The following is a 14722-nucleotide window of genomic DNA, read 5'->3' as shown; positions in this document are numbered from 1 at the left end:
TTAGTATTTCAATTTAAGAAGATGGGAGATCTATTGAGAAAAATCGGAACTTAAGGTGTTTGTTGAATGGTAGTCGATATGAATACGCAAATGTATCTTGTCAATGTTTTGTTGCCTCGCTTACTCAAGAGACAAATAGATATTGACGAAAAACAATCGAGATTTGTTCACTACACATCGGCAAGTGTCGGGATGTCGATCATTAAAGAGCAAAAAGTCTGGATGCGAAATGCTTCATGCATGAATGATTTTAGCGAGATGACTTTTGGCATTGAGAATGTTGTAAAATTTTTTAATAGCGATAATGCAAAACCTATGTGGAGCGTACTGAACCGGATACAAAAAGGTTTGGGAGAGACCATTCATATGGTTTTCAACTCTTGGGTACCAGATCTGCAAACTAATACTTGGTTGACCTGTATTTCGGAGCATGATGATAGAGAAGATACCAAGGGGCGTTTGTCTATGTGGCGAGCATATGGGCAACCTACAGGCGTTGCCTTGGTTTTCAATTCTAAGGTGTTTACGTCACCAACGGATGCATTGAAGGCATATTCTTATCCCGTACTCTACCATACTGAAGAAGAACTGAAGTCTCTCTTTGGGGAGATTGTTGGAAATGTGGTTGCGAATGAGGAAGGCTTGAAGGCTCTGGATGCTGAATTGGTTAAGGAATATATTTTACATATGCTGCAGTCCCACTGTATTTGTTTAAAACATCCCGGTTTTGAAGAAGAGAGAGAATGGAGGGTTGTCTATAGGCCCAATCAAGAGAAGTCCAATCGACTAGAAAAGTCTATAGAAATAATAAACGGAGTTCCGCAAAAAATTTATCAGATACCTCTACAGGATGTACCAGAAGAAAATTTGGTAGGGTTAGAATTAGATCAATTTCTTGACAGGATTATTATAGGCCCCAATGAACATCCTTATGTTGCTTGGGAGGCATTTGTAGAAGTTCTGAGGGATGCGGGGGTTTCTAATCCTGAGCAACGAGTAATTGTCTCTGATATACCATTAAGAACATAACATTATTGTCTAATTTTTCCCGGAACTGCAGTAATAGGTTTTCATTATATTCTGTAACAGGAACCAGACAAATATAACGGGGGATAAAAATGCTCACCATTCGCGAAGCCACAGTGGACGACGTCGACATCGTCTATGACCTGATCATGGCCATTGCCAGGCATCACGGTCAGGAACAGTATGTCGGGACCAGCCGGGAAGAACTGCGGCGCGCGGGCTTTGACGAGCCCGCCCGGTTCGGGGTGTTGCTGGCGGAAGTGGACGGCGAAGTCGCGGGTTATGTGTCCTGGACCGTCCCCTATTCCATCTGGCGCGGCCGGGAATTCATGCAGATTGACGACCTTTATGTCCGGGAGAAATTCCGCGGCCGGAAGGTCGGCGCGGCGCTGATGCGGGAGGCCCGCGTGCTGTGCCGGGCCTGGGGCCTCGCGGTCATGAAGTGGGAAGTGGAAAGCGACAATCACGGCGCCATCCGCTTCTATCAGAAGCTCGGCGCCGAGGTGACGGAGAAAGGCATCTGCCGCTGGGCGGTGGACTAATCGACGAAAATCCGGGCTTTGTCGGCCGGGATGGTGTAGAATTGCCGCAGAGGTATCCCATGGCAAACAAGCAGACCGATCATGACTGGGGGCGGATGGACTGGCTTCTCGATGGCGAGGAGGCGGAAGGGCCGGGATTCAGCGTGGCCAAAATGATCATGGAAGCGGGCCGGGTCGGTGAAAAACATTGCCATGACAATTGCCAGGAGTTCCTGATGGTGGAACAGGGCCGGGTTATTCTGGAAATGGATGGCCGCCAGCGTGAACTGCACGGCGGAGAAAGCATCCTCATTCCGGCCGGCGCCGTCCATCGGATCATCAACAATTGCTGTGAAATCGCCGTCCTCACCCTGGTTTATTCCACCCACGACCGGCAGTATACTTCCGTCGACTAATCACCTCTTTTCCCTACTTCCCTGATGACAGTCCCGAAAGAACAGGGTATGTGTCATGAACAACCAATAAAAATGTAAAGGAATGAGCAGTGTCTGTATGGGGTACATTGCTGGGCGGCGCGGCGGGACTGGCGCTGGGCGGACCGATCGGGGCCCTGGTCGGGGCCTTTGCCGGCCATATGGCGACCAAAAAGCTGGCGGAAAAAATCGGCGCCCCCCTTGGGGAAGCCCGGGAAAAAATCACCTTCACCATCGGCGTGATCGCCTTGTCGGCGAAAATGGCCAAGGCCGACGGCCGGGTCACCCGCGATGAAGTCAACGTCTTCAAGCAGGCCTTCCGGGTGCCGGAAGGGGAAGCCCGCAATGTGGGCCGCATCTTTGACCTGGCGCGCCGGGAAGCCACCGGCTACGAACCATACGCCCGGCAGCTGGCGCAATTGTTCCGGGACCAGCCGGTGGTGCTGGAGGAACTGCTCGACATCCTGTTTCACATCGCCCTGGCCGACGGCGTCATGCACCCGGCCGAGGAAAACTATCTGGAGCATGTGGCGCGGCTGTTCGGCTTCGGCCAGGCCACCTACCAGCGGATCCGGGAAAGCCATATGGGCAAGGACCGGCGCGATCCTTATGTGGTGCTGGGGGTGGAGCGATCCGCCACCGACCAGGAAATCAAGGCCCGCTACCGGCAGCTGATCAAGGAACATCATCCGGATCTGCTGATCGCCAAGGGGGTGCCGGAGGAATTCATCGAAGTGGCGAACGAGAAGCTTGCGGCCATTAACGAGGCCTATGACAATATCGCCAACGAACGGAACATGAATTGACCGGTTTCGGCCCGGTCAATTGCCAGGGAATATAGCCATGCCGCTGCTTCACATTCTTTTCGGAATAATCATTGCCATGGTCTGGGGCGTCAACTTCGTGGTCATGAAGATCGGGCTTGAGCAGCTCGACCCCTTCTGGTTTGCGACCCTGCGCTTTGCCATTGTGCTGCTGCTGATGCTGCCCTGGCTCAGGGTCGTGCGCGGCTCCATGCTGCATCTGGCCCTGATCGGCATCACCATCGGCGGCCTGCATTTCGGCTGCGCCTTCATGGCGCTGGAGCTGGCCAACAAGATTTCCGCCATTGTGGTCCTGGTGCAGACCAATATTCCCATCACCCTGATCGTGGCGCATTTTTTCCTCAACGAAAAAGTCAGCGTCTGGCGCGGCGCCGGGATCGTCATCGCCTTTGCCGGGATTATGATCATCACCTTCGATCCGGCTATTTCCGGGGAAGGCCCCGCCATTCTGGCGATGCTGGCGGCCACCGTCCTTTATTCCATCGGCTCGATCCTGATGCGCACCCTCAAGGGGGTCAGCGTGCTGACCACCCAGGCCTGGACCGGCTTTTACAGCGTGCCGATCCTGCTCGCCCTGTCACTGATGTTCGAGGAGGGGCAGGTGAGGGAGCTTGTGAACCTGGACGGCTTGCACTGGAGCATGCTGCTCTATACGGCGGCCCTGTCTTCCGTTGTCGGCTACGGCGGTATCAACTTCCTGCTGAAACGGCACCCGGTGGCCCATGTGGCGCCGATCATGCTTCTGGTGCCGGTGTTCGCCACCCTGTCGGCAGTGATTTTCCTGGATGAAGTGCTGACTGCCCGGTTCCTGATGGGCTCAGCGGTTACCTTGGCCGGGCTTGGCCTGATCCATTACCGGGACTGGGTCCTCAACCGCAAGATGGCCAAGGCGCTGTTGCCCTAGGAAGTTGCCCTGGGAATTTGTCGCGGGATTTTAGCTTGAAGTTTCTGCAGCCAGCAGAGATAGTTAAGCCATGACATTCCGGGAAATCATAGACAGTCCGTCACCGAACTTTGACGAGCGCCGGGCAGAGGTACGCTACCTGATCCTGCATTACACCGGCATGGCCACCGGGCAGGAGGCGCTCGACCGGCTCCGGGATCCCGAGGCCAAGGTCAGCGCCCATTACCTGATCGAAGAAAACGGAACCATCCATCAGCTCGTGCCTGAGGAGAAAAGGGCCTGGCACGCCGGGGTTTCCAGCTGGGAGGACGAGAGCGACATCAACAGCCTGTCTGTCGGCATCGAGCTGGTCAATCCCGGCCATGACTACCCGGGCTACAAGGGCGACTACCGGCCGTTTCCCCCGGCGCAGATGGATAGTCTTCTGGAACTGTCCAAGGCAATCGTCGAGCGTAATCACATCCTGCCCTGGCACGTGCTCGGCCATTCCGATGTGGCGCCGGCGCGCAAGGTTGACCCCGGTGAGCTGTTCGACTGGCGATGGCTGGCCGAGCGCGGGGTGGGGGCGTGGCCGGCGAAAGCAGCAGGGGAAATGGACCCGTCTCCGGTCCATATACGCCGGATGCTGAAGGACTATGGCTATGGGTTCTCGGGTGAGGATGACGCTGAACTCAGGGTCGTTCTGTCCGCGTTTCAGCGGCATTTCCGGCCGGAAAATTTTTCCGGCGCCCCGGATCCGGAAAGCGCTGCTCTGCTGCAGGCGCTGCTCGACGAAAAGGGAAAGCAGGCTATCTGAAACGGCAGCAAATCAGCTGCCGGAATGGCGGGCATTTTCCTTATCGGGGGCAAGCCCTTCCGGTAAAGTTTTAAGCGTTTGTTCCGTATTCGGGCCCGCCGGGCCGGCATCATAGACCAGGCCGTCGTCGCCGGAACAGGCGCTGAGGAAAAGCGCGGAAATAGATAAAATCAGTAATTTCAAAAAGATAGTTCTGGTGTTCATTTTTGTGGGTCCGCCACCTCTTGATTTTTTAGCAGCCTCACTGTGCCCGATAAAAAAAACGAGTGCAAGCCTTCATCATTAGAACTTTGTCAATATTTCCCGTTTACATTGTAAGGCCTGAAAGAATACTGCGAGTGAAACCCTGGGGGGATAAAAAATGTCCGGAGCAGTGGCTGATATGGATGCATTACGTGTCGAAAAAATTAAAGAGGGACTGAACTGCATGCGCATGTTCAAGCGGCGCACTGTTGTCTGGCCTTCCACCCTATTTGTGGGACCTTATGAATTTAAATCCACTTTGTATGATATCTCCCTTGGCGGAGTGCGTATGAAGCTTGATCTTCCACTGGCCCGCGGAGCCTATGTGAAAGTCAGGATCAAGGAATTGCAGAAAATGGATGCCCAGGTGGTGTGGCATTCTTCCGGCTTTATCGGGTTTAAATTTGTTGATGATCCTGAAACCGTGCGGGAACTGCTTGGCGAACTTGCCGTTGGTATGGACTAATTCCACCTTTCTAATCAGTATCTTATCATAATTTTCTTGCGATTCACCTGGTAAAAGAGGTAATTTCCTCCTGCCAGATGGCCGGATGACTGCTGCCCAGCGGGCAGAGGAAAGTCCGGGCACCACGGAAGGACGGTGCCGGTTAACGGCCGGCGGAGGCGACTCCAGGGAAAGTGCCACAGAAAGCAAACCGCCCAATTGGGTAAGGGTGAAAGGGTGCGGTAAGAGCGCACCGCCTTTCCGGTAACGGAAAGGGCAGGGTAAACCCCACCGGGTGCAAGATCAAATAGGAACGACATGTTCCGGCTTCGGCCGGGCAGCCTGCTTTCGGGGCGTTGTTCGGGTTGATTGCAGGAGGCGGCTGGCAACAGCCGTCCCAGATGAATGGTCATCGATCCGGGAAACCGGTGAACAGAACCCGGCTTACAGGCCGTCTGGCGATATTATTCTTTATATTCCATAGACTTATATGTTGTTGAAAGGCTTTTTCGTGGTTTTTGGCCGATCGGGGCTGTTTTTCTCCGTTAAAGTTAACCGCATGTTAACTTTACATAAAATATTATTGTAGTACGATTTGAGACCAGAGGCTTTAAAGGTAGAGTTATGTCGAACAAAGCAGTGAGATCTTTATTAAGTACTATGCGCCAGCATAATCGCCGGACGGTGATTTTGCCGGCCAGGCTTGATGTGGGCAGTTACAGGTTTGACTGTACCGCATATGACCTGTCGCTGGGGGGAATTCGTCTCAAGGTGGATTTGCCGCTGGACGAAGGCGCCAACGTTTATGTTCAGCTGAAAAACAAGCTGAAACGGGCGGCCAAGGTCATCTGGTCTGCCGACGGCTTTGTCGGTCTCAGCTTCAAGGACAGTCCCGAAGTGGTGCGGGATGGCCTCGGATCCCTCGCCACGGGCCTCAGCTAAGCAGATTATCCTACCATCTTGAAAGACAATACGGGGTGCGAAACTCCGTAATCAGTAAATCGTTAACATATTGTTAATGTTGGTAAAAACAAAACGGTTCTTTGTACTTGCCAATATAAACATGACTGCCTACCATTTGCGCACTTTTTGACGAACGCTTTATTGTATACAAGAGCGCAGTGAAGGCAGAGTGTGGTATGTCCGAAACAACAAGTGAAGTGTTGGAAAATCGGCGAGGGGGGCGTCGTCAGCCAGTTTTATGGAAATCAGTTCTCACGGTCGGAGACTATAGTTTCGATTGTGTGATGTATAATGTGTCGCTTCAGGGCGCCAGGGTCAAGCTTGACCTGCCGCTGAAGGAGGGCGCTGATGCGGTTCTCGATATCAAGAATGAATGGACCGTCAGGGCAAAGGTCGCCTGGCAGGAAGACGGCTATATGGGCCTTGCCTTTGATGCCGATGCCAGCGATGTCAAAGTCATGTTTGGGGATATTGCCGCCCGGTTCTAGCATGATCCCGGGCCGGTTGCACAGCCTGTCTCGGGCGGTCTCATTTGCCGAGTCTTTCTCCGGAAGCCCCTGATCGGGGCTTTTTTCGTTGTTTTTATCCTTTGAAATCCCATTTGGGCAGAACTGGTCCCATATGGGATTTTTCTGTGTTTTTATGGGCGGTCCCGGTAACCATCTGGATTTAAAGGGTATTCCTGTGCATTTGCAATTGTTAAGCAGTTATTAACCCCACAAATATACCATGATATCCCATTGACTAGGCATTAAATCCCATGATATCCCATATTGTGATTGTCAAAGGGGACGGTTGCCAGCAGAACAATTAGTTTAACCAGCGAATGGCCGGGGCGGGAAATGCCGAAATTTACTTCGACATTTACAAACAAAGTGGACAAAAAGGGGCGGGTCTCTGTACCGGCGTCTTTTCGCGCCTCGCTGCCTGAAGGATCCTGGCAGGGCATCGTTGCCTATCCGTCCTTTGTTCATGACGCCATTGAAGGCTGTGACCTTGACTATCTGGACCGTCTCTCTGACAGTATTGACGAGCTCGCCCCCTATTCAGAAGAACATGATGCCTTTACCTTCTCTATCCTGTCTTCCAGTTCCCGCCTTTCCTTTGACAGTGAGGGACGCATCATCCTGCCCCAGGATCTTCTCGACTATGCCGGCATCACCGATCGGGTGACCTTCGTCGGGCGCGGCAACACCTTTCAGATCTGGTCGCCGGAAGCCTTCGAGGCTGAACTGGTCAAGGCCCGCGAGCTGGCCCGCAAAAACCGTGACATGTTGCGGTGGAAGCGCCGTCCCGGCGCGGCGGAGGCGGGTGCATGACGGCCCCGGGTTTTGAATATGACCCCCGGCATTTTCCCGTTCTGCTGAACGAGGTGCTTGAAGCCCTCGCCCCCAAGCAGGGGGAGCGGATGGTGGACGGGACCTTTGGCGCCGGCGGCTATACCCGGGCGCTGTTGTCGGCGACGGATTGCCTGGTCTGGGCCATTGACCGCGATCCCCATGTGGTTCCCACGGCCGAGGCGATGGAACAGGAATTCCCCGGCCGGTTCCGGTTGCTCAAAGGCTGTTTTTCCCAGATGAAGGAGCTGCTGGCGGAAGAAGGGATCGACCAGGTGGACGGCGTGGCGCTGGATATCGGCGTGTCTTCCATGCAACTGGATGAGGCCGAGCGCGGCTTTTCCTTCATGCAGGACGGCCCGCTGGATATGCGCATGGGCGGTGACGTGCCCAGCGCCGCCGATGTGGTCAATGAAACCGACGAGGAAGACCTGGCCAATATTATCTATCGTTATGGCGAGGAGCATAAATCCCGCCGGATCGCCCGGGCCATTGTCGAGGCGCGCCGCGAGGAGCCGATCATGCGGACCCGCCAGCTGGCGGAGATTGTCAGCCGGGCGGTAGGCCATAAAAAAACGATCCGTGGCAAGAAGCAGATCCATCCGGCGACCCGGACCTTCCAGGCGCTTCGGATTTATGTGAATGACGAACTGGGCGAACTGGAGCGCGGGCTGGAAGCGGCCGAACAGATCCTGTCCCCCGGCGGCCGCCTCTGTGTGGTGACCTTTCATTCGCTGGAAGACCGCATTGTGAAAAATTTCTTCCGGGAAAGAAGCGGGGAGCTCGCCCGCGGCTCCCGCCATTTGCCGCAGGCAAACGAGCCGGCGGCAGAGCCGACTTTTGAAATGATTTTCCGGGGCGGCAAAAAGCCGTCGCAGGAGGAAATCAACCAGAATGCACGATCAAGATCCGCAAAACTGCGGGCCGGGCGCAGAACGGCAGCTCCGGCCAGAGAGAGGGAGGAAGCAGCATGATCCGGATAGTGGCATCTTTAGCAGTCCTGCTGGTTATGGTGTCGGCCGCGGCCGTCTATAACCTCAAGGAAGCGACAGAGCAACTGGAAGAGCGCAAGCGCGAACTGGCGAGCCAAATTCTGGAAGACAAGGCGGCCATCAAGGTGCTCAGGGCGGAAATGGCTTATCTGTCCCGGCCGGAGCGGGTCCAGCGCCTGAGTGAACGCTTCCTGGCCCTGAAACAGACAGAAAACCTGCAGCTGGCGTCGTCCCTCGATGACGTCTCCGGCCGCAGCGAAGTGCGCACGGCCAGCCTGCCGGCCGACAATTTCCGGCTGTTGCTGCCCCAGGCCAAACCGGAGGCGGTGCCGGATAAATATCGCACGGCGCCGGTACGGGTGGCGGAGCGGCCCGGTGTCATCCAGGCAAGGGCCGAAGTGAAAAAAGAACAGGCGCCGCGGAAAAGCTTTTTTGAACGAATTATGGTGAAACTGGACAAAAATCAGTGAGATCGATTGATCTGCACATAGAAGGAGCCGGTCAGGGCGCCATGGAGACGGCAAGAACCCGTCTTGTGGTGCCAATGGTGCTTTTTGCGCTCGGGTTCGGATTCCTGCTGGTGCGGCTGATGTCCATCGGCATGTTCGGCGAATTGTCCGAAACCACTCATTTCGCCGCGGAAGACAAGGTGGATTATATCGCCGGCCGGGCTGATATTGTGGATCGCAACGGCATCGTGCTGGCGACCAACCTGAAAACCTCTTCCCTGGCCGCGCGGCCCCGGATGATCTCCGAACCGGAAGAGCTGGCCACCGAGATCGCGGCGATCCTGAAAAAGGAAAACCGCACCGAAATCCTCAACAAGCTGAAGTCTTCCCGCCGGCATGTCTGGATCAGCCGCAAGCTGACGCCGAAGGAGGTCTGGCAGATCAACAGTCTCGGCAATCCCGCTCTCGAGCTGGAGGAAGAGGAGGAACGTGTTTATCCCCAGGGCAACCTGGCGGCCCATGTGCTGGGCTATGTCGGTATTGACACCCAGCCGTTTGCCGGGGTCGAGCGGTTTTTCCAGGATCACCTGTCCGATCCCCTGCGGTCCGGCGAGCCGCTGGTCCTGTCTCTCGATATCCGGGTGCAGCATATCCTGCACAGCGAACTGAAAAAAAGCATGGATAAATTCCAGGCCGCCGGCGCGGCCGGCCTGGTCATGGATGTGCATACCGGTGAAATCCTGGCCCTGAGCAGCCTGCCGGACTTCGATCCAAATAGTCCGCCGGGCGGCAACAGCAAGGCGCTGTTCAACAAGCTGACCCAGGGCGTCTATGAAATGGGATCCGGCTTCAAGACCTTTACCGTGGCCATGGCGCTGGAGGAAAAAGTGGTCAATCTGGAGGGGGGCTATGACGCCACTGAACCCCTGAAAGTGGACCGCTTCACCATTCACGACGACCATGCCAAGAAGCGCTGGCTCAATGTGCCTGAAATTTATACTTATTCCAGCAATATCGGTTCCGCCCTGATGGCCCGGGATGTGGGCGTGGAGTATCAGCGGGATTTCCTGCAGAAAATCGGCATGTTCGAAGCTCCCGGCATTGAACTGTCGGGGGTCGCCAGCCCGCTTCTGCCGCGCCAGTGGGGTGAAGTGGAATCCATGACCGTCTCCTATGGTCACGGCATTGCCATCACCCCGGTCCAGCTGGCCACCGGCGTTGCGGCGATGATCAATGGCGGACGTCATATTCCTGCCACCTTGCTGCGTAAAAGTGACAGTGAAAGGTTCCTGATTACCAGGGGCGGAAGCGATTCCGAAGCCCCGCGGGTTATCTCTAAAGAGACAAGCAGAACCATGCGCGATCTGATGCGGCTTGCCGTAGAATATGGCACCGGCGGCGGGGCGGATGTGGAAGGCTATTTTGTCGGCGGCAAGACCGGCACGGCGGAAAAGCCGGGCGCCGGCGGCTACCGGAAAAAGGACCTGATTTCTTCTTTCATCGGGGCGTTCCCCATGGATGATCCGCGCTATGTGGTTTTCGCCATGCTGGATGAACCAAAAGGCACCGAAGAAACCTTTTATATGGCCAGCGGCGGCTGGACGGCAGCCCCGCTTGTTGGTGAAGTGGTCCGCCAGATCGGTCCGCTTCTCGGGGTGGCGCCGGAAAAGCGCCGGGAGCCCCGCTACCGGAATTTGATTTTAACCTCTGCTGACAGGGACAAACACCACTGATGAAGCTATCCGATCTGCTCAAGGATGTGAAAACCAGGTTTGCCTCCGGGCTGGCAGTGACCGGCGATGTGGAGGTTGCGGGCATTACGGCTGACAGCCGCAAGGTCGAGCCGGGTTTCGTTTTTGTGGCGCTTCCCGGCCTGACCGTCAACGGCGCCGACTTCATCGGCGATGCCCTGACTAAGGGCGCGGTGGCTGTTCTGTGTGTGCCGTCCGCCCGGTTGCAGGATGACGGTGTCGTCTGGATCACTCATGAGGTGCCGGGACGGGTCTTCCCGCATATGGTTGCCGCTTATTTCCAGCGCCAGCCGGAACATCTGGCGGCGGTTACCGGCACCAACGGCAAGACCTCGGTCGCTTCCTTCACCAAGCAGATCTGGGAGCATATGGGCCTCAAGGCAGCCTCGGTCGGCACCCTTGGCGTGGTGGCGCCGGGCCATAATGACTATACCGGGATGACAACCCCCGACCCGGTGACCCTGCACAAAGCCATGAGCGACCTGTGTGACCTGGGCATTGACCATGTGGTCTTCGAAGCCTCAAGTCACGGGCTGGCCCAGTACCGGATGGACGGGCTGAATATCTCGGCGGCCGCTTTCACCAATCTGACCCGCGATCATTATGATTATCACGGCAGTGAGGAAAATTATTTCTATGCCAAAAGCCGCCTGTTCGGCGAGGTGATGAAGCCGGGCAGCACGGCGGTGCTTAATGCGGATTGCCCGATCGTGCGGGAGGTGGCGGATATCTGCTGGGCCCGCGGCCACAAGGTAATTACCGTCGGACGTCATGACGGCGACATCCGGCTGCTGCACCAGGTGTCCAGCCCCACCGGACAGGAAATTACGGTTTCCTATGAGGGCAGGCTTTATGACATTAAATTGTCGCTGGTGGGCAGTTTTCAGGCCATGAACGCCCTGATGGCGGTGGGACTGGTGATCGGCTGCGGCGGCGACGCGGACCAGGCGTTTAATTCACTGGCCTATCTCAAGTCAGTGGAAGGCCGGATGGAGCAGGCGGGGCGGCACCCGTCCGGGGCGCGGATCTATGTGGATTACGCCCATACGCCGGATGCGCTGGAAACCGCGCTGGAGGCACTGCAGCCCCATGTGCGCGGCAAGCTGGCGGTGGTGTTCGGCTGCGGCGGTGACCGTGATACCGGCAAGCGGGAACAGATGGGGCGGATCGCCTGCGAAAAAGCCGCCCGCGTGTATGTTACCGACGACAATCCCCGCTCCGAGGAACCGGCGGCGATCCGGGCGGAAATCCTGAAAGGCTGCCCGGGCGCGACCGAAGTCGGCGACCGCGCGGAAGCCATTCGTTTGGCGGTGGCGGAGCTTGGGGAAGGCGATCTGCTGCTGGTGGCCGGCAAGGGCCATGAGCGCGGCCAGGAAATCGCCGGCAAGGTTTATGAATTTGACGATGTTTCGGAAGTACGTTCGGCCATCGCCGGTCTTCCGTCTGAAAAACAGGGTCGCGGGGCGACACCGGGAGGTGTGAGGTCATGATGCCAGAAGCTTTATGGACCGCTCGGGAACTGGCGGACGTGTGGAAGGTCGACGTGGATGACGCCTTTGCCTGTCACGGTGTTTCCATCGACAGCCGCACCATTGAAGAGGGCGACCTGTTTTTCGCCCTGATCGGCCCCAATTCCGATGGCCATGATTACGTGAAAATGGCCCTGGACAAGGGGGCCGCTGCTGCCGTGGTCAGTCATTATGTCGACGGGGCGGACAGGGACAGACAAATCAAGGTGCCCGATGTCTTCGGGGCCTTGGTAAAACTGGGCCGGGCCGCCCGGGCGCGGGTCGATATCCCGATCATTGCCGTGACCGGCAGTGCCGGCAAGACCGGAACCAAGGAAGCGCTGCGCCTGGCCCTGGACCGGGACAAGAAAACCCATGCCAGCGTGCTGAGCTACAATAACGAAATCGGCGTGCCGCTGTCCCTGGCCCGGATGCCGCGGGATGCGGCCTACGGTATTTTCGAGATGGGCATGAACCACAAGGGCGAGCTCAGGGAACTGGTCAAGCTGGTGCGGCCCCATGTGGCGATTATCACGACAGTGGAACTGGCCCACGGCGAATTTTTCAGCAGTGTCGAGGAAATTGCCGACGCCAAGGCGGAAATCCTGACCTGCATGGAAGACGGCGGTGTTGCCATTCTCAACCATGACAATCCCCATTTCGGCCGCCTGAAGAAGCGGGCCCGGGAGGCCGGCGTGAAAAGGATCATTTCCTTCGGAACCGCTCCCGAGGCCGATGTTCATGTTTTGCGTCAGGTCATGCATGATACCTGCAGTTGTGTGGTGGCGGACCTCGGCGGCAAGGTCATGGTCTACAAGACCGGCATGCTGGGCCAGCACTGGATCATGAACAGCCTGGCGGTGCTGGCGGCGGTGGATGCGGTCGGCGGCGACTTGGGTTTGGCCGGCCTGGCGCTGGCGGAAATGACTCCCCTGAAAGGCCGCGGCAAACGCCACCGGATCTTTTTCCGGGACGGTTCCGAAGCCTCCTTCCTGCTGATTGACGAAAGCTATAATGCCAATCCGGCCTCCATGCGCGCGGCGCTCATGGGCCAAAGCCAGGTCAGGCTTGACCATCGCGGCCGGCGGATTGCCGTCCTCGGCGATATGGCCGAGCTCGGCGAGGACACCGAGCAGCTCCATGCCGGCCTTGCCGAGGACCTGAAAGAAGCGGAAATCGACCGGGTTTACCTGGTCGGGGAAAAGATGAAACATTTGGCGGACAATATGGATGAAAGCATCTATTGCGCCCATTTCAACACCCTGGATGATCTTGAACTTGCCCTGCTGGCAGACCTGCAGGACAATGATGTGGTCATGGTCAAGGGATCAAACAGCAGCGGCATGTTCCGGCTGGTGGACAGAATGCTTGAAATGGCGGCACCGAATATTAAAAAGGCAGTAAGCGCGTAACCAGGACGGACCCAAGATGCTCTACAGTTTACTCTACCCCCTCAGTGAAGATTACGGTCTGTTCAACCTGTTCCGCTATTTGACCTTCCGTACCGGCGGCGCACTGTTCACCTCGTTCCTGATCAGTTTCCTGTGCGGGCCGTCCATTATCGGCTGGCTCAAGGTGCGCCAGAAAAAGGGTCAGCCCATTCGCGAGGAGGGGCCGGAGGGCCATCTGCTGACCAAGCAGGGTACACCGACCATGGGCGGATTCCTGATCCTGCTTGGCCTGAGCCTCAGCACCCTGTTGTGGATGGATCTCTCAAGCCCCTATGTCTGGGCCTGTCTGGTGGTCACCAGTGGTTTCGGGGTGATCGGGTTCCTCGATGATTATCGCAAGGTCACCAAGTCAAGTTCCGCCGGGGTCTCCGGTAAGGTCAAGCTGGTGCTGGAAATTCTTGTGGCGCTGGCGGCTGTCCTGATCATTACCGCGGCGGCCGAGCCCGAGGCCCGTGACATGCTGGCCCTGCCGTTCATCAAGGACACCATGATCAACCTGGGGGTCTTCTTTATTCCGTTCGCCATTTTTGTCATTGTCGGCTCGTCCAACAGCGTCAACCTGACCGACGGCCTCGACGGCCTGGCCATCATGCCGGTGATCATTGCCGCGGCGACGTTCGCCTTTATCTCCTATCTGGTGGGGAATGCCATTTATGCGGATTACCTGCAGGTCACCTATGTGCCGGGCACCGGCGAACTGGCCGTCTTCTGCGCCGCCATCATCGGCGCCGGCCTCGGCTTCCTGTGGTATAATGCGCCGCCAGCCATGATTTTCATGGGCGATACCGGCAGCCTGTCGCTGGGCGGGGCCATCGGCACGGTGGCGGTGATCGCCAAACACGAGATTGTGCTGGCCATCGTCGGCGGCCTGTTCGTATTGGAAACCGTATCGGTGGTGGTGCAGGTGGTCTCCTTCAAACTGACCGGCAAGCGGGTCTTCCGCATGGCGCCGATCCATCACCATTACGAAAAGAAAGGCTGGGCGGAGCCGACCATCGTCATCCGCTTCTGGATCATTGCCCTGCTGCTGGCCCTGGTGGGGCTGGCCACATTGAAACTCAGATAAAAGAGGGAAGCA

General features: G+C 56.8%; 17 protein-coding genes and 1 other RNA gene. 17 read left to right on the top strand and 1 reads right to left on the bottom strand.

Annotated features, from left to right (window positions below; all coding sequences use genetic code 11):
* Nucleotides 1–66 precede the first annotated feature (66 nt).
* From FIV46_RS16170 to FIV46_RS16145, 6 genes are all read left to right on the top strand, one after another.
* Complete coding sequence (locus FIV46_RS16170) at nt 67–1029, top strand: DUF2971 domain-containing protein (protein ID WP_139941957.1); 963 nt, start codon at nt 67–69, stop codon at nt 1027–1029.
* Nucleotides 1030–1118: 89 nt separating this feature from the next.
* Nucleotides 1119–1568: a GNAT family N-acetyltransferase gene (locus tag FIV46_RS16165; protein WP_139941956.1), complete on the top strand. Its 450-nt coding sequence runs from the start codon at nt 1119–1121 to the stop codon at nt 1566–1568.
* Between the two features lie 59 nt (nt 1569–1627).
* Nucleotides 1628–1963, top strand: a complete 336-nt coding sequence (locus tag FIV46_RS16160) for a cupin domain-containing protein (RefSeq protein ID WP_139941955.1) — start codon at nt 1628–1630, stop codon at nt 1961–1963.
* An 89-nt stretch (nt 1964–2052) separates the two neighbouring features.
* Nucleotides 2053–2787 (top strand): TerB family tellurite resistance protein, encoded by a 735-nt coding sequence (locus FIV46_RS16155; protein ID WP_139941954.1) that lies wholly within the window; start codon nt 2053–2055, stop codon nt 2785–2787.
* A 37-nt stretch (nt 2788–2824) separates the two neighbouring features.
* Nucleotides 2825–3709 carry a DMT family transporter gene (locus tag FIV46_RS16150; protein WP_139941953.1) on the top strand — a complete coding sequence of 295 codons (885 nt, stop codon included), beginning with the start codon at nt 2825–2827 and terminating at the stop codon, nt 3707–3709.
* A gap of 70 nt (nt 3710–3779) precedes the next feature.
* A complete protein-coding gene (locus tag FIV46_RS16145; protein WP_139941952.1) occupies nt 3780–4505 on the top strand; it encodes an N-acetylmuramoyl-L-alanine amidase in 726 nt (241 codons plus the stop codon).
* Nucleotides 4506–4517: 12 nt separating this feature from the next.
* Here FIV46_RS16145 and FIV46_RS16140 read toward each other — a convergent pair whose 3' ends face one another.
* Nucleotides 4518–4709: a hypothetical protein gene (locus FIV46_RS16140; protein ID WP_139941951.1), complete on the bottom strand. Its 192-nt coding sequence runs from the start codon at nt 4707–4709 to the stop codon at nt 4518–4520.
* 157 nt (nt 4710–4866) lie between these two features.
* Between FIV46_RS16140 and FIV46_RS16135 the strand changes: the two genes are divergently transcribed.
* The 11 genes from FIV46_RS16135 to mraY all read left to right on the top strand — a co-directional run bounded on the left by FIV46_RS16135 (nt 4867) and on the right by mraY (nt 14710).
* Entirely contained in the window at nt 4867–5214 is a 348-nt protein-coding gene (locus FIV46_RS16135) for a PilZ domain-containing protein (protein WP_139941950.1), read from the top strand.
* A 73-nt stretch (nt 5215–5287) separates the two neighbouring features.
* An RNA gene (gene rnpB / locus FIV46_RS16130) (RNase P RNA component class A) lies at nt 5288–5656 on the top strand.
* 161 nt (nt 5657–5817) lie between these two features.
* Nucleotides 5818–6135 (top strand): PilZ domain-containing protein, encoded by a 318-nt coding sequence (locus FIV46_RS16125; RefSeq protein ID WP_139941949.1) that lies wholly within the window; start codon nt 5818–5820, stop codon nt 6133–6135.
* A gap of 197 nt (nt 6136–6332) precedes the next feature.
* Nucleotides 6333–6644 (top strand): PilZ domain-containing protein, encoded by a 312-nt coding sequence (locus FIV46_RS16120; protein ID WP_139941948.1) that lies wholly within the window; start codon nt 6333–6335, stop codon nt 6642–6644.
* Nucleotides 6645–6998: 354 nt separating this feature from the next.
* A complete protein-coding gene (mraZ, locus tag FIV46_RS16115; protein WP_139941947.1) occupies nt 6999–7475 on the top strand; it encodes a division/cell wall cluster transcriptional repressor MraZ in 477 nt (158 codons plus the stop codon).
* A complete protein-coding gene (gene rsmH, locus FIV46_RS16110; protein ID WP_139941946.1) occupies nt 7472–8467 on the top strand; it encodes a 16S rRNA (cytosine(1402)-N(4))-methyltransferase RsmH in 996 nt (331 codons plus the stop codon). Before mraZ ends, rsmH begins: the two co-directional genes overlap by 4 nt.
* The gene (gene ftsL / locus FIV46_RS16105; RefSeq protein ID WP_139941945.1) at nt 8464–8955 is read left to right on the top strand and encodes a cell division protein FtsL; all 492 of its coding nucleotides are present in this window, start codon (nt 8464–8466) and stop codon (nt 8953–8955) included. Before rsmH ends, ftsL begins: the two co-directional genes overlap by 4 nt.
* The gene (locus tag FIV46_RS16100; RefSeq protein ID WP_219846164.1) at nt 8952–10667 is read left to right on the top strand and encodes a peptidoglycan D,D-transpeptidase FtsI family protein; all 1716 of its coding nucleotides are present in this window, start codon (nt 8952–8954) and stop codon (nt 10665–10667) included. Before ftsL ends, FIV46_RS16100 begins: the two co-directional genes overlap by 4 nt.
* A complete protein-coding gene (locus FIV46_RS16095; protein WP_139941944.1) occupies nt 10667–12175 on the top strand; it encodes a UDP-N-acetylmuramoyl-L-alanyl-D-glutamate--2,6-diaminopimelate ligase in 1509 nt (502 codons plus the stop codon). The genes FIV46_RS16100 and FIV46_RS16095 overlap by 1 nt, the downstream gene beginning before the upstream one ends.
* Entirely contained in the window at nt 12172–13605 is a 1434-nt protein-coding gene (locus tag FIV46_RS16090; protein ID WP_139941943.1) for a UDP-N-acetylmuramoylalanyl-D-glutamyl-2,6-diaminopimelate--D-alanyl-D-alanine ligase, read from the top strand. Before FIV46_RS16095 ends, FIV46_RS16090 begins: the two co-directional genes overlap by 4 nt.
* Before the next feature lie 16 nt (nt 13606–13621).
* Entirely contained in the window at nt 13622–14710 is a 1089-nt protein-coding gene (mraY, locus tag FIV46_RS16085; protein ID WP_139941942.1) for a phospho-N-acetylmuramoyl-pentapeptide-transferase, read from the top strand.
* Nucleotides 14711–14722: the final 12 nt, after the last annotated feature.

Source organism: Emcibacter nanhaiensis (genome assembly GCF_006385175.1).
In the GTDB taxonomy this organism is placed as follows: domain Bacteria; phylum Pseudomonadota; class Alphaproteobacteria; order Sphingomonadales; family Emcibacteraceae; genus Emcibacter; species Emcibacter nanhaiensis.
This window is presented reverse-complemented; position numbering and strand designations above follow the sequence as displayed.

Excerpts from the sequence above, each read along its gene's own strand:
- FIV46_RS16170 (WP_139941957.1), top strand. The coding sequence starts at position 67 with ATGGTAGTCGATATGAATACGCAAATGTATCTTGTCAATGTTTTGTTG.
- FIV46_RS16165 (WP_139941956.1), top strand. The coding sequence starts at position 1,119 with ATGCTCACCATTCGCGAAGCCACAGTGGACGACGTCGACATCGTCTAT.
- FIV46_RS16160 (WP_139941955.1), top strand. The coding sequence starts at position 1,628 with ATGGCAAACAAGCAGACCGATCATGACTGGGGGCGGATGGACTGGCTT.
- FIV46_RS16150 (WP_139941953.1), top strand. The coding sequence starts at position 2,825 with ATGCCGCTGCTTCACATTCTTTTCGGAATAATCATTGCCATGGTCTGG.
- FIV46_RS16145 (WP_139941952.1), top strand. The coding sequence starts at position 3,780 with ATGACATTCCGGGAAATCATAGACAGTCCGTCACCGAACTTTGACGAG.
- FIV46_RS16140 (WP_139941951.1), bottom strand. The coding sequence starts at position 4,709 with ATGAACACCAGAACTATCTTTTTGAAATTACTGATTTTATCTATTTCC.
- FIV46_RS16135 (WP_139941950.1), top strand. The coding sequence starts at position 4,867 with ATGTCCGGAGCAGTGGCTGATATGGATGCATTACGTGTCGAAAAAATT.
- FIV46_RS16125 (WP_139941949.1), top strand. The coding sequence starts at position 5,818 with ATGTCGAACAAAGCAGTGAGATCTTTATTAAGTACTATGCGCCAGCAT.
- FIV46_RS16120 (WP_139941948.1), top strand. The coding sequence starts at position 6,333 with ATGTCCGAAACAACAAGTGAAGTGTTGGAAAATCGGCGAGGGGGGCGT.
- mraZ (WP_139941947.1), top strand. The coding sequence starts at position 6,999 with ATGCCGAAATTTACTTCGACATTTACAAACAAAGTGGACAAAAAGGGG.
- rsmH (WP_139941946.1), top strand. The coding sequence starts at position 7,472 with ATGACGGCCCCGGGTTTTGAATATGACCCCCGGCATTTTCCCGTTCTG.
- ftsL (WP_139941945.1), top strand. The coding sequence starts at position 8,464 with ATGATCCGGATAGTGGCATCTTTAGCAGTCCTGCTGGTTATGGTGTCG.
- FIV46_RS16095 (WP_139941944.1), top strand. The coding sequence starts at position 10,667 with ATGAAGCTATCCGATCTGCTCAAGGATGTGAAAACCAGGTTTGCCTCC.
- FIV46_RS16090 (WP_139941943.1), top strand. The coding sequence starts at position 12,172 with ATGATGCCAGAAGCTTTATGGACCGCTCGGGAACTGGCGGACGTGTGG.
- mraY (WP_139941942.1), top strand. The coding sequence starts at position 13,622 with ATGCTCTACAGTTTACTCTACCCCCTCAGTGAAGATTACGGTCTGTTC.